Origin of the sequence: Streptacidiphilus sp. EB129 (assembly GCF_041262645.1) — a bacterium.
In the GTDB taxonomy this organism is placed as follows: domain Bacteria; phylum Actinomycetota; class Actinomycetes; order Streptomycetales; family Streptomycetaceae; genus Streptacidiphilus.
Genome location: NZ_JBGCCS010000038.1, coordinates 37,685 through 51,102 on the forward strand (window position 1 = coordinate 37,685; position 13,418 = coordinate 51,102).

The following is a 13,418-nucleotide window of genomic DNA, read 5'->3' on the forward strand; positions in this document are numbered from 1 at the left end:
TGGGTGCCCTTTCCGTAGGTGGCGGCCCGGGCGAGCCAGCCCGGAGAATGCTGCCCCACTTGTATAGACAAGGAGTGACGCTCAGCCGGATGCGAGATTGCCATAACCGATCTGGACATGCCAGGGGACGGCAGCTGCCGGCTGGGTCTAGATTCGAGGGATGGCAGCAGCGCGCCCCCGCTCCCGGTTCCACCGACTCGGCCTGACCCTGCGGCTGTTGATACTCGCCGTCGCGGCCGGGAGCCTGGTGGCGGGACTGGCCCTGCCGGGCGTCGCCGCGCTGGGCCTCGGCGCGCGGCAGGTGGCGGTGGATTTCGGCAGCGTCCCGAGCGACTTCACCGCGCCCCCGCTGTCGCATGGTTCGCAGATCTACGACGCCGACGGCGGGTTGATCGCCACCGTGTTCGACCGGAACCGGACCGTGGTCCCGCAGAGCCGGATGGCGCCGCTGGTCCGGCAGGCCGTGGTGGACATCGAGGACTACCGCTTCTACCAGCACGGCGCGGTCGATCCCAAGGGCGTGCTGCGCGCCCTCGCCAAGAACACCTCCAGCGGCAGCATCTCCCAGGGCGCCTCCACGCTGACCCAGCAGTACGTCAAGAACGTGATGGTGGAGGAGGCCGGTGACAATCTGTCGGCGGTTCTTCAGGCGCAGCAGCAGACCCTCGCCCGCAAGGTCCAGGACATCCGTTACGCGATCACCCTGGAACACACCCTGACCAAGGACCAGATCCTCACCGACTACCTCAACATCGTCTACTTCGGCGAGCAGGCCTACGGCGTCGAGTCCGCCTCGGAGCGCTACTTCAGCGTCCACGCCGCCGATCTGACGCTGCCCCAGGCCGCGTTGCTGGCCGGGCTGGTGCAGTCGCCGTCCGGCTACGATCCGATCCTGCATCCGGTGGAGGCCAGGCAGCGGAGAGACACCGTGCTGGCCAAGATGGCCGAGTACGGCACGGTGACCGAGGCTCAGTCGGTGCAGGCGACGGCGTCGCCGCTGGGGCTGAAGCCGAGCACGCCGCACGAGGGCTGCATCACCGCCCGGGAGGGCGAGGGCTTCTTCTGCGACTACGTGCACCAGGTGATCCTCAGCGACCCCGCCTTCGGACGGTCGGTGGCCGACCGGCAGAAGCTGTGGCTGCGTGGCGGGCTGCAGATCCACACCACCCTGGACCCCACCGCGCAGCGGGCCCTGCAGCAGTCGGTCACCGGTCATGTCTACAGCTCCGACCAGGCGGCCACCGCGATGACCCTGGTCCAGCCGGGCACCGGCCGGATCCTGGCGATGGGTCAGAGCCGGCTGTACGGCACCCGGCCGGACGAGACCGAGATCAACCTGAGCGTCGGCGTGCGGATGGGTGGCGGCCTGGGCTTCCCCACCGGCTCGACCTTCAAGCCGATCGTGGCCGCGGCCGCCCTGGAGAACGGGATCCTGCCCACGCAGCAGTACCCCGCCCCGTACAGCATGCCCTGGCCGGCGATGGTGGACTGCAACGGGAACTACTTCGGCCAGGGGCTGGGCGGGAACGTGCACAATGACAGCCACTCGCTGGTGGGCCCGTTCGCGATGCCGGACGCGATGGCGCTGTCGGTGAACACCTACTTCGCGCAACTGGAGGCGGACGCCGGGCTGTGCAACGCGGCGACGATGGCGGCTCGTCTGGGCGTCACCACCCAGGCCGGCGGCGAACCGATCAGCGTGGTGCCGTCGATGACGCTGGGCACCAACGACCTGACCCCGCTGCAGATGGCGAACGTGTACGCCACCTTCGCCGCGCACGGCAGCTACTGCCTGCCGCTGGCGGTCACCTCGGTCACCGATCTGGCCGGAACCCCGCTCGCGGAGCCGAAGCCGCAGTGCAACCGGGTGATGTCGACCACGACCGCCGACGAGATCACCACGATGCTGAAGGGCGTGGTCGAGGACGGCACCGGCCGGCCCGCCGGGCTGACCGACCGCGCGAGCGCCGGCAAGACCGGCACCACCGACGGCAGCAAGCAGGTGTGGTTCGTCGGCTACACGCCCCAGCTGTCCGGGGCGACCGTGGTCAGCGACACCAGGACCCCGCAGGACCTGGACGGCCAGAGCATCGGCGGCACCGTCGTCGGCCTCGCCTTCGGCGGCACCCTGGCCGGCCCCATCTGGCGCGACGCCATCGAAGGCGCCCTGGCCAACACCCCACCGACCGCCTTCACCGGCCCCTGAGCCAGGGGATCACAGCGGGCCGACGCGGCGAATGACGATCAGATCCGGTCGGCAAACGAACAGTTCACGCCAACAGCTTTGCACGGTGAGTCGCTGACCTTCAACAGAAGGTAGCGTGACCGTGCTGCCGCCACACCAGGAGCACACGGTTCCCAGGGACTCGCGGCGCAAGGGGGCACCACCGTGCGTACCGGCTTCCCTGCGGTCGCTGCTGCCATCCCTTCGGCGGGGCTTCCGGGCGACTGTCCGAGCCCCGAGCGGACCCCGCACTCAGCCCGGACGCGCTGAGCCCAGGACAGCCGCGGGGTGATCACCCCGTTCACACCGACCCCGTCGTCCCCTTCGGGACCCGGGCGGGGTCGTGCGCCAGTGTGCGCACTCACTCCTATTCATGACACTGCGTCATAACCGCGCTCGTCCCCTTTCCCTCGGTTTCCGGGCAGATGGCTCCGCCATGCCCGCAGTTCGGAGAATCGACACGGTGATACCCACACTTCTGTTTCCGACGCGCCATCAGAACAGCCTCCAGGAGCACTCGTTCGAGGTCGTCCCGCACACCGGTGACTGCGCCAGGATCTACGCCAGGGCCGACCATGTGCTCATCGGCGTGAGTCCCGGCAACAGCTACTTCACCAGCGACCGGCTCGCCGAGCTGGCCCGCTGGTCGCTCGGGCACTTCGAGGCCGTCGACTTCGTCTACGCCGACCTGCATGTGGACGCGATGTTCGAGGCCACCGGCTACACCGCCGAACACGCCGCCAAGCGGGCGGCCAAGGAGGTCAAGGCGGTCCGGCGGAGGATCGCCAAGGGCCTGGACGAGGCCGAGGCACCGTCCGAGCGGGTGCGCGTGCACGCCCTGTCGGAGTTCGCCGGCTCCGCCGAGTACCGGGAACTGCACGCCGAGGTGCTGCACGCGCTCGCCGTGGACCGGGAGTTCCAGCTGGCCGCGGAGGACATGGTGCGCCAGGTCGTGGGCGGCCGGACCCCGGACGACGAGGCCATGAGCGCGGCCCAGCGTCAGGCCGGCCTGGACTACCTGGCCGCCGAGCTGCCGTTCTTCCTGGACACCCCGGCCATCCTGGGCGTGCCGACCTCGGTCGGCTGCTACCACAAGACGCTGCCGCTGGTGAACGTCCTCTACACCCGGCAGGAGGGCCTGCGGGCCGCCGACGGCCAGGCCTACGCCGTGGTCCGCCCGCGCGCGGTCGAGGCGCTCTCCGCCGCCTGATCCACGGACCCCCGCCGTGTCCTGACATCACTGTCCGACCCCACCGTCCCGACCTCACTGTCCGACCCACTCGTACCGATTGGCATGATCATGGCTATTGATCAGAGCAGCGCCGCCACACCGCAGTTGACCGTCCCGCTCTGCCCCTTCGGGGACCGCCTGCCCGCCGAGCTGACCGCGTTGCGCGAGCAGTCGCCGGTGGCCCGGGTCCGCACCATGACCGGGGACGTGGCCTGGCTGGTCACGTCGCACGCGCTGGCCCAGCAGGTGCTGGAGGACGACCGCTTCAGCCTGCCCGCCACCGCCTCGCCCGGCGTGCCGCGCCAGTACGCGCTGACGATCCCGCCGGAGATCGTCAACAACATGGGCAACATCAACAGCGCCGGCCTGCGCGACGCCGTGATGAAGTCGCTCTCGCCCAAGGCCGGACGGGACCTCGCCGAGTGGCTGCGCGGCCGTGCCCACACGCTGATCGACGCGCTGCTGGCCGAGGGCGCCCCGGTCGACCTGCGGGCCGGCTTCGCCGATCCGTACTCGGCGGAGCTGCACTGCAGGATCATCGGCATCCCGGCGGACGACTGGCGCGAGCTGATGTCCGGCCTCGACATCGCCTTCATCCAGAGCCCGGTGCCGCACGACGGCTTCACCGCGAACTGGAACAAGGCGCACTCCTACCTGATCGAGCGGGTGAAGGCCGCGACGCCGGACGACCCCGGGCTGCTGGGGCGCTTCGCCGCGGTGCGCGCCGGCGCGGATCCGGGGGAGGGGCTGACCGACGAGAACCTGGCCACGGTCGCGGTCTCGCTCTTCGGTGCCGGCGCGGTCAGCACCTCCGCGTTCCTGGTGCACGCCGTGCTGGCGCTGCTGACCCGCCCCGAGCTGGCGGAGCAGTTGCGCGAGCACCCGGAGAAGATCGGACGCGCGGTCGAGGAACTGCTCCGGGTGAACCTCTCCATCGGCGACGGGCTGCCCCGGCTGGCCACCACGGACGTGGAGCTGGGCGGTGTCGCGGTGCGGTCCGGGGAGCTGGTGCTGGTCTGCGTCGAGGGCGCCAACTACGACCCGGCGGTCTTCGCCGACCCGGAGCGGATCGACCTGGACCGTGAGCCCGGCCCGCACCTGTCCTTCGGGGCCGGCCGCCACTACTGCCCGGCGACCGCGCTGGGACGGCTGCACGCGGAGGTGGCACTGTCGGCCCTGCTGGAGCGGCTGCCCGCGCTGCGGCTGGCGGTTCCGCAGGAGCGCCTGGTCTGGCGCACCGGTTTCATCAAGCGAGTGCCGGAGCGCCTGCCCGTGATGTGGTGACGCTCGATGCGGTGACGTGGCGCCGTCCCCCGGCCTGGTGGTGGGCGTGGGCGTGGGCGGCGCCGCGTCCCGCTGCGGGGCAGGGCGTCGGCGCGGGAAGTGAGCTGACGGATGCTCGGGTGAGGGTTGTTCAGTGACGGGGAGCGGGTGGGCCGTTCGGAGCACTGGGGTTTCGGTCCCGGCTTTCGGGGTTACTGATCGGCGGCATGAACCCCGCTGGGCCCCCGCCGCGTAGGGACGGGGTGCACACCCGACCTCAAGGAGGGGGCACATGAGATCACGTGCCGGCACGGTCCTGGCCGTACTGACGGCGCTCGCACTGGGGGGCGCGGCGTTCGCGGCCCCGGTGGGCGGCGCCGTCGCCGACGAACCCTTCGTCGGCCCCGCACACACCGTCACCACCGTCGCGTCCACGGTTCCCGCCAACGGCGACATGAACCCGTACGGCGTCGCCGTCGTCCCGGCCGACCACGGGAAGCTGCACCGGGGCGACGTCCTGGTCAGCAACTTCAACAACAGCGGCAATCTGCAGGGCACCGGCACCACGCTGGTCGAGGTGTCGCCCGGCGGCACCGTCACCCAGTTCGCCGTGATCGACCCGGCCGGGCTGCCGGGCGCCTGTCCGGGCGGGGTGGGGCTGACCACCGCGCTGTCGATCCTGCCCGGCGGCTGGGTGGTCGTGGGCAGCCTGCCGACCTCGGACGGTACCGCGGCCACCGCGAAGGCCGGCTGCCTGCTGGTACTGGACAGCGGCGGCACGGTCCGCGAGACGTTCTCCGGCCACGGGATCAACGGCCCGTGGGACATGGCCGCGGTGAGCAGGGGCGGGGTCAGCGAGCTCTTCGTCACCAACGTCCTGAACGGGACCGTGGCGGCCAACGGCGCGATCGTGCACCGGGGCACCGTACTGCGGCTCACCCTGGTCGGCGGGACGCACGGTGACCCGCCGCGGCTGGTGGCGACCAAGGTGGTCGGCTCCGGCTTCGCCGAGCGCACCGACCCCAACGCGCTGGTCGTCGGCCCGACCGGCGTCGGCCTTTCCAGGGACGGCACCCTCTACGTCGCGGACACCGTCAACAGCCGGATCGCGGCCATCCCCGACGCGCCGTTCCGGGAGACCTCCGGCGGCACCGGCCGTACCGTCAGCGAGTGCGGCAGCCTGAACGGCCCGCTCGGCCTGGTTGTCGCGCCGGGCGGCGACATCCTCACGGTGAACGGGCTGGACGGGAACCTGGTGGAGACCACCCCGGGCGGCGACCAGGTCGCGGTGCGGGCGCTGGACACCTCCCCCACCACGACGCTTCCGGGCGCCGGTGCCCTGTTCGGCCTGGCGGTCCGGCCGGGTCAGCACGCCGTCTGGTTCGTCGACGACGTGACCAACCAGCTGGACCTGCTGCACTGATCCGCGACACCTCGCGGGGCGTGGGGCTCTGCCGACCGGCGGAGCCCCACCGCCCGCACCAGCCGCTCAGTAGCCTCCGTAGCCGCCGCCGCTGCTGGGCGACGGCGTGGGCGTGCTCGGCGCGGGGGCCGGCGCGGCGGGTGCGGAGCCGGTGACGGCCGTACCGCTGGGGGAGACCGCGTACCAGGAGCCGCCGAACGCGTTCACGCCCTCGCCGTTGACGTCACCGGGCCTGGAGTCGTGCTCGAAGTAGTACAGCGGGTGGCCGTTGTAGGTGACCTCGGTCCGGTGGTCGGTGCGCATGGTGGTGCCGACCATGGAGGCCGTCAGCCCGTTCGCGGTCGGCTGCCCGGTGGTGGTGTCCGGCGGCCAGGCCAGTGCGCAGGTGCCGTTGCAGTTCGAGGTGCTCCCGGTGTCCGCGGTGAACAGGTAGAGCGTCCGGCCGGATCCGTCGACCAGGATCTGGCCGAGGCTGGAGTTCTGCGCCTTCACCGTCGCTCCCGCTGCGCTCGCACCGCCTCCACCGCTGGTGGCGGGTGAGGATGCCGGGGCGCTGCTCGCGGGCGCCGGCGCGCTGCTGCTGGCCGGCGGGGACGAGGCGGTGGTGCCGGAGCTGCTGCAACCGGCGGCGAGGGCGGCGACCGAGGCCGCACCGAGGGCAATGACGATGACCCGCTTCATGACCGTCTTCTTCCGCTGGAACCCCCGTACCCGCTGGCTGCGGGGCCTGGTTCTCAGTACGCGCCACTGTCGGAGCGGGTTCACCGGGATCACCGTTCGGAGCCGGCCCCCTGGGCGCGGGCGAGCTGGAGCAGCGTCCTGGCCGATTCCGGCAGTTCGGTGTCGTGCGGCCAGACGGCGTGCAGAGTGCGGGCCAGCCGGACGTCCTCGGCGACCGGGATCTCCACCAGCCGGCCGGCGGCCAGGTCCTCCGCCACCGCGAGGCGCGACAGCACCGCGGGGGCCGCGCCCTGAGCCGCCGCGCTCCGCAGCGGCGCGGTGGAGCCCAGCTCCAGCACCGGTACGGAGGGGCCGTCCCACGGGCGCAGCGCGTGTTCCAGGGTCTCCCGGGTGCCGGATCCGGCCTCCCGCAGCAGCAGCGGAGTGTCCGCGAGCTCGGCCCCGGAGAGCGGGACGGACCGGCGGGTCCAGCCGTGGTGCGGGGCGGTGACCACGATCAGCCGGTCGTGTCCGACCGGCAGCGCGCGGACGTCCTGCGGGACGTAGGGGCCCTCGATGAAGCCCAGGTCGGCCTCGCCGTGCCGGACCGCCGCGATGACCTGCTGGCTGTTGCTCACCCGCATCACCGCGTGCACCCCCGGGATCTGCCGACGCAGCGTCATCAGCCATGCTGGCAGCAGGTGTTCGGCCAGGGTCAGGCTGGCGGCGATCCTGAGCTGACCCTGCTGCTGGGACTGCAGCACGGCCAGGCTCTCGGCGAGCCGGTGCGCCTGCGCGAGGACCTCCCGGGCCCAGTCGGTGAGCAGCAGCCCGGCAGGGGTCAGCCGGGACCCGCGGGTCGAGCGGTCCAGCAGGTCCAGCCGCAGCCGCCGCTCAAGGGTGCGCATCCGGGCGCTGGCGGACGGCTGGGTGATCGACAGGCGCGCGGCGGCCCGCCCGATGCTCCCGGTCTCGGCGATCGCCACCAGCAGCTCCAGCGTGTGCAGGTCGGGCAGACGGCGGGAGGCGGGGACCGGCTGGGTGGCATCGGGGACATTGCTCATAGGGAAACCCTATGGCGTGGGACGGAAGTCGCGGCTACCGGGTCGCCCGGCTCCGGCCCAGGGTGGACACCATGACCCTCTCCCCGCCGCGAGCAGCAGGATTCCCACCGCCGATACCGGGAGCGGGAGCGGGAGCGGGAGCGGGGCCGGGGCCGGGGCCGGCGCCGGGGCTGGTACCCCGGACGGTGGCGGGGCGGACGCGGCTGATGGCGCCCGGGCTGGCGGCGGCCGGGGGCGCGGTCGTGGTGGCCTGGTGCGTGCACCGGACGGTCCCGGCGGTGGCCCCGCTGACCGCGGCCGTGGTGCTGGGCGTGCTGGTCCGGAACGCCGGCGTGCTGCCCGCCGCGACCAGGCCCGGCCTCGGCCTGGTCGCGAAGCGGCTGATGCGGCTGGCCGTCGCGCTGCTGGGGCTCAAGCTGGCCCTCGGTGACGTCGTCGCCCTCGGCTGGCAGACGCTGGTGGTGGTCGTCGCCGTGGTCGGCGCGACCTTCTTCGGCACCCAGTGGCTGGGACGCCGCCTCGGCCTGCCGGGGGACCAGCCGCTGCTGATCGCGACCGGCTTCTCCATCTGCGGCGCCTCGGCGGTCGCCGCGATGAACGGGGTCACCGACAGCGAGGAGGAGGACGTGGTCACCGCGGTCGCCCTGGTCACCCTGTGCGGCAGCCTGGCCATCGCGGTACTGCCGCTGCTGCACCACCCGCTGGGCCTCAGCGGCGACCAGTTCGGACGGTGGGCCGGGGCGAGCGTGCACGACGTGGGCCAGGTGGTGGCCGTCGCGCAGACCGCGGGCCCGGCGGCGCTGGCGCAGGCGGTCGTCGTCAAGCTGATGCGGGTCGCCCTGCTCGCCCCGATCGTCACCGGCGTGGCACTGGCCCGCAGTCGCCGTCGCGGCCGCAGGCGCAGCGACGGTCCCGGGGCGAGTGGTGCCGGACCGGCGGGCAAGCGCCCCGCACCGCTGCCGATGTTCCTGGCCGGCTTCCTCGCCTGCGTCGCCCTGCGCAGCACCGGCCTGCTGTCCGCGCCGGTGGTGGACGGCGCCGGACAGGTCGACGACCTGCTGATGGCCGCCGCCCTCTTCGCCCTGGGCAGTGCCGTCGACGTGCGGGCGCTGCTGCGCACCGGCCGCAGGGCGCTGCTGCTCGGACTGGCCTCCTGGGCGATGATCGCCGGAATCTCCTACGTCGGCGTCCTGGCCACGACCTGACCGACGTTGATCGGGCGTTCCCCTTCCTGGTACTACTCCTTCTTGATCGCAAAGTTGCGACACCACGGAGGGGAACCCTGATGACGCTCGACACCGCCCGGATCGTCGCGGAGACCAGCAGACTGACCGCCGAGAACTATGTGTTCCCGGACATGGCGGAGCAGATCGCCGCGCTGCTGGACAAGCAGCTGGCGGCCGGCCGCTATGACGCCGCAGCCACGGCCGAGGAACTCGGCGCGCTGGTGACGGAGGACCTGCAGTCGGTCAACAACGACCTGCACCTGCGGCTGAAGTTCCACGAGCTGGCGATCGCCGAGGACCTGGGCGCCGACGAGGCGGACTTCCGTCGGCTCGCGACCCAGACCCTGTCCGGGGTGCCGCTGGTGCAGCTGCTGGAGGGCGGGGTGGCGCTGCTGGAGCTGAGCCCGATGCTCTTCCCGCTGTCGCTCTCCGGCGAGGCACTGCAGGCGGCGCTCACGATGGTGGCCCCGGCCGAGGCGCTGATCCTGGACCTGCGTGCCAACCGTGGCGGCAGCCCGGACACCGTCGCCTTCATCTGCAGCTACCTGCTGGACGAGCCGACGCACCTGAACACCCTCTACCTGCGTGAGGGCGACACCTACACGCAGTCCTGGACGCTGCCCTACGTCCCGGGCCGCCGTTTCGGCGGCAGCAAGCCGGTGTACGTGCTCACCAGCGGCACCAGCTTCTCCGGCGCCGAGGAACTCGCCTACGACCTGCAGCAGTTGGGACGCGCCACGGTGGTCGGCGAGCGCACCGGTGGCGGCGCGCACCCGCGTGAGAGCTGGACCGTGCACCCGCACCTGGAGGCGACGATCCCGGTCGCCCGCGCGATCAACCCGGTCAGCGGCACCAACTGGGAGGGCGTCGGCGTCGTCCCGGACCTGGAGGTGCCGGCGGTCGACGCCCTCGACCGGGCCCACCGCGAGGCGCTGGCCCAGCTGCAGGGGCCGGCCCAGCCGTAGCGCCGTCCCCGTTGCAGGCGTCGGCTCGGTTGCGGGGCGCGCGCACCCCGCGCGCTACTACTCCGCGCGCTGCTCCGACAGCACGCTGCGCAGTGCTTCGTCGGTCCGGGCCACCACCGCGTGGCCGTCGTCGGCGGTGATGATCGGGCGCTGGATGAGCACCGGATGCTCGGACAGCGCCGCGATCCAGCGGGCCCTGGCCCCGGGCTCCCGGGGCCAGGCCTCGCGGTCCTTCATGCCCAGCTCGCGGGCCACCGGCTCGTCCAGCCTGGTGATGTCCCACGGCTCCAGCACCAGCCGCGCCAGCACGGCCTCCAGCTCGGGCGCCGACGGCGGGTCCTCCAGGTAGCGGCGCACCGTGTACTCGGCGCCCGCCTCGTCCAGGGCCCCCACGGCGGTCCGGCACTTGCTGCACTGCGGGTTGATCCAGATCTCCATCGGCCCAGCTTAGAGGTCCTGCCGACGGCCCGGCAGGACCCGGTCACACCCCCCCGCGGGCCCCGGGACAGTCGCCCCGCTACGCGCCGAGATGGCGCAGCACCGCGAGCACCCGGCGGTGGTCCGCGGCGGAGACCGGGAGCTGCAGCTTCACGAAGATGTTGGCCACGTGCTTCTCCACCGCCCGCTCGGTCACGACCAGGGCCTGCGCGATCGCCCCGTTGGAGCGCCCCTCGGCCATCAGGCCCAGCACCTCGCGCTCGCGCGGGCTCAGCGCGTCCACGGTGCTGCGGCTCGGGCTGGCCCCGACCAGCTGGGTGACCACCTCCGGGTCCAGCGCGGTGCCGCCGGCCGCGACCCGTTCCAGGGCGTCGACGAAGTCCCGGGTGTCCATCACCCGCTCCTTGAGCAGATAGCCCACCCCCGCCGAGTTGCCCGCGAGCAGGCGGCGGGCGTACTGGGTCTCGACGTACTGGGAGAAGATCAGCACCGGCAGGCCGGGCTGCGCCGCCCGCAGCTCGATCGCGGCGCGCAGCCCCTCGTCGGTGTGGGTGGGCGGCATCCGGATGTCGGCGACCACGACATCGGGACGGTGTTCCGCGACGGCGCTCAGCAACCGCGCGGCGTCCGGTACGGCGGCGACGACCTGGTGCCCCTCGTCCTCCAGCAGCTGGACCAGCCCGGCCCGCAGGATGGCCGTGTCCTCCGCTACCACGACACGCATGCCGATCACCCGCCTTCTCTCTTCGCTCTCAGCGCCGGATCTCGACGCCGATGGTGGTGGGTCCCCCGGGCGGGCTGTCCACCCGCAGCTCCCCGTCCGCGATGGCCACCCGTTCCGACAGTCCGCGCAGCCCGCTGCCGGCGCCGTCCAGCCTCGCGCCGCCGACACCGTCGTCGGTGACCAGCAGCCGCAGGCTGTCGCCGGCGGACAGCACGGTGACCGCGATCCGTCCGGCGCCGCTGTGCTTCGCGGCGTTGGTGAGCAGTTCGGCGACGGCGAAGTACAGCATGGTCTCCACCGCCGGGGCGGGCCGCTCGGGCAGCTCGACCCGCAGGCTGGTCGGCAGGGGGCAGCGGGCGGCGAGGGTCGCCAGCGCGGGTCCCAGACCGGAGTCCAGGGCCGGCGGGTGGATGCCCCGGACCAGCTCGCGCAGCTCCTGGACGATCTCCCTGGTCTCCCGGCGGGACTCCCGCACCAGCGCCAGCGCCAACTCCGTGTCCCCCGTGCCGAGCCGGGCCTCGGCGCGGCTGAGACGCATCCCCAGGGCGATCAGCCGAGCCTGCGCGCCGTCGTGCAGATCGCGTTCGATCCTGCGCAGCGCGGCGGCGGCCTCGTTCACCGCGAGCTCCCGGGTCTCGGTCACGCGTGCCAGGCGCACCGACGTCTCGCTGGGGCCGAGCAGACGCGGCATCAGCCATCGGTCGAGTGCCAGCGGCAGGCGCTGCACCCAGGGCCAGGCGAGCAGGATCAGCAGGCCGAAGGCGGTGACGCCGAGCGCGCGCGGCCAGGTGTCGGCGTACTGGTCGCCGAGTTGCAGGCCGATGTGCCGCCCGGAGTGCCCGTTGCCGGTCCCGGCCGCCTCGAACCGCCAGATCGTCGGGTAGAGGGCGAATATTGCGCCGTAGGTCCACCAGGCGAAGCCGAGCACGAACTGGAGCAGCCCGAGCGGGAAGCGCACGGTCAGATAGCCGGCGACGCGCCAGCTGACCGGGTCGGCGACCTGGTACAGGAGCCACCCCAGCACGCCCGGTGCGCGCCGCAACCGCTCCGGTGCGGGGATGTCCAGGTGCAGCAGTACCCGGGCCAGGCCCCGGTAGAGAGTGCCGAGGCCCCGCGCCAGGCCGAGGAACAGGAACAGCAGCGGGATCGCCACCACCCCGGTGGAGAGCAGACTGAAGACGGTCACCAGCAGCGCGGCGACGATACCGATCAGTGCCAGCGGGAGGCTCAGCAGGGAGTAGGCGAGCTCGCTCCAGGCGCGCGCCGCGAAGGGCTCCCGCAGCGCGCGTCGGATGATCCTCACCGGATGATTCTTCCTCATGAGCCGGTCAGACGTCCCGCTTCGCCAGTGTCAGCCGCGCCACCAGGTAGCTGGCGGCCGCCCAGCCGACCAGGATCAGCGCGCTCTGCAGCGGGCTGTAGACCTCGTTGGAAGCGTGGCCGCTGCCCATCATCGGGTAGAGCGAGGCGGGCATGGCCCCGGAGATGTGCCGGCCGACGCTGCCGGGCAGCATGGTGAACACGGACGGCAGCACGAACTGCAGCGCGACGACGGCGCTGATGGCCGCCGCAGGGTGACGGATGACCGTGCCGAGGCCGAGCGCGATCACCCCGAGCAGTGCCAGGTAGAGCCCGAAGCAGAGCACCGCGCGCAGGGTGGACGCGTCGGTGAGCGCGAGGTGGGCGTGCGCGCTGGTGATCGATGAGCCGATCAGCACCGACGGCACGGCGATCAACTCGCCCAGTACGAACAGCAGTCCGCCGAACACGATCGCCTTGGCGGCGAGCACCGGAGTGCGGCGCGGAGTGGCCAGCACGGTGGAGTGGATCATTCCGGTGGAGAACTCGGACGCCATCAGCAGCACCCCGAGAACGCATGCGGCGATCTGCCCCCAGCTGGCACCGGCCGTGAGCACCAGGCCGACGGTGTTGTTCCGGTAGTCGGCGATGGTGCCGGGGTTGAGCGAACTCCAGTGGGAGGTGAGCAGCGCGGTGATGAGCACGTTGAGGCCGAGTGCCAGCACGATCATCGTGCCGGTCGCCCACCAGGTGGAGCGCAGACTGGTCAGCTTGGTCCACTCGCTGCGCAGCAGGTCGGGGAAGCCCGGCTCGGGGTCCTGCCGGCGGGCGTCGGTCCTGGAGTCGAGCACGGCGGTCGTCATTGGTGGCGGGTCCGTTTCTGCTGTCGAAGTGATGGTGG

General features: G+C 72.4%; 12 protein-coding genes. 6 read left to right on the forward strand and 6 right to left on the reverse strand.

Translation table 11 applies throughout. The features are described 5' to 3' along the window. Window positions 1-160 precede the first annotated feature (160 nt). From ABH925_RS31700 to ABH925_RS31715, 4 genes are all read left to right on the forward strand, one after another. Window positions 161-2,206, forward strand: coding sequence for a transglycosylase domain-containing protein (locus ABH925_RS31700; RefSeq protein WP_370153596.1), 2,046 nt, complete (start codon window positions 161-163; stop codon window positions 2,204-2,206). Window positions 2,207-2,687: 481 nt separating this feature from the next. Continuing rightward, window positions 2,688-3,434 (forward strand): tRNA-dependent cyclodipeptide synthase, encoded by a 747-nt coding sequence (locus ABH925_RS31705; protein ID WP_370153598.1) that lies wholly within the window; start codon window positions 2,688-2,690, stop codon window positions 3,432-3,434. A 90-nt stretch (window positions 3,435-3,524) separates the two neighbouring features. After that, a complete protein-coding gene (locus tag ABH925_RS31710; RefSeq protein WP_370153600.1) occupies window positions 3,525-4,739 on the forward strand; it encodes a cytochrome P450 in 1,215 nt (404 codons plus the stop codon). Window positions 4,740-5,010: 271 nt separating this feature from the next. Continuing rightward, on the forward strand, window positions 5,011-6,141 hold the full coding sequence (locus ABH925_RS31715; RefSeq protein WP_370153602.1) for a hypothetical protein: 1,131 nt from the start codon (window positions 5,011-5,013) through the stop codon (window positions 6,139-6,141). Window positions 6,142-6,207: 66 nt separating this feature from the next. Here the strand turns inward: ABH925_RS31715 and ABH925_RS31720 are convergent, their stop codons facing one another. Both ABH925_RS31720 and ABH925_RS31725 read right to left on the reverse strand, forming a co-directional pair. Beyond that, window positions 6,208-6,822: a hypothetical protein gene (locus ABH925_RS31720; RefSeq protein ID WP_370153604.1), complete on the reverse strand. Its 615-nt coding sequence runs from the start codon at window positions 6,820-6,822 to the stop codon at window positions 6,208-6,210. An 89-nt stretch (window positions 6,823-6,911) separates the two neighbouring features. Next, a complete protein-coding gene (locus ABH925_RS31725) occupies window positions 6,912-7,865 on the reverse strand; it encodes a LysR substrate-binding domain-containing protein (protein ID WP_370153606.1) in 954 nt (317 codons plus the stop codon). Window positions 7,866-8,071: 206 nt separating this feature from the next. On the opposite strand from ABH925_RS31725, the gene ABH925_RS31730 reads away from it, so the two are divergent. Further along, window positions 8,072-9,070, forward strand: a complete 999-nt coding sequence (locus ABH925_RS31730; RefSeq protein ID WP_370153608.1) for a YeiH family protein — start codon at window positions 8,072-8,074, stop codon at window positions 9,068-9,070. 80 nt (window positions 9,071-9,150) lie between these two features. Beyond that, complete coding sequence (locus tag ABH925_RS31735) at window positions 9,151-10,056, forward strand: S41 family peptidase (protein ID WP_370153610.1); 906 nt, start codon at window positions 9,151-9,153, stop codon at window positions 10,054-10,056. Window positions 10,057-10,113: 57 nt separating this feature from the next. Here ABH925_RS31735 and ABH925_RS31740 read toward each other — a convergent pair whose 3' ends face one another. The 4 genes from ABH925_RS31740 to ABH925_RS31755 all read right to left on the reverse strand — a co-directional run bounded on the left by ABH925_RS31740 (window position 10,114) and on the right by ABH925_RS31755 (window position 13,380). Then, window positions 10,114-10,494: an ArsC/Spx/MgsR family protein gene (locus ABH925_RS31740; protein ID WP_370153612.1), complete on the reverse strand. Its 381-nt coding sequence runs from the start codon at window positions 10,492-10,494 to the stop codon at window positions 10,114-10,116. Between the two features lie 79 nt (window positions 10,495-10,573). Beyond that, a complete protein-coding gene (locus ABH925_RS31745; protein ID WP_370153614.1) occupies window positions 10,574-11,218 on the reverse strand; it encodes a response regulator in 645 nt (214 codons plus the stop codon). A 28-nt stretch (window positions 11,219-11,246) separates the two neighbouring features. Beyond that, window positions 11,247-12,521, reverse strand: coding sequence for a sensor histidine kinase (locus ABH925_RS31750; RefSeq protein ID WP_370153616.1), 1,275 nt, complete (start codon window positions 12,519-12,521; stop codon window positions 11,247-11,249). Between the two features lie 25 nt (window positions 12,522-12,546). Next, window positions 12,547-13,380 carry an ABC transporter permease gene (locus tag ABH925_RS31755; RefSeq protein ID WP_370153618.1) on the reverse strand — a complete coding sequence of 278 codons (834 nt, stop codon included), beginning with the start codon at window positions 13,378-13,380 and terminating at the stop codon, window positions 12,547-12,549. Window positions 13,381-13,418 lie beyond the last annotated feature (38 nt).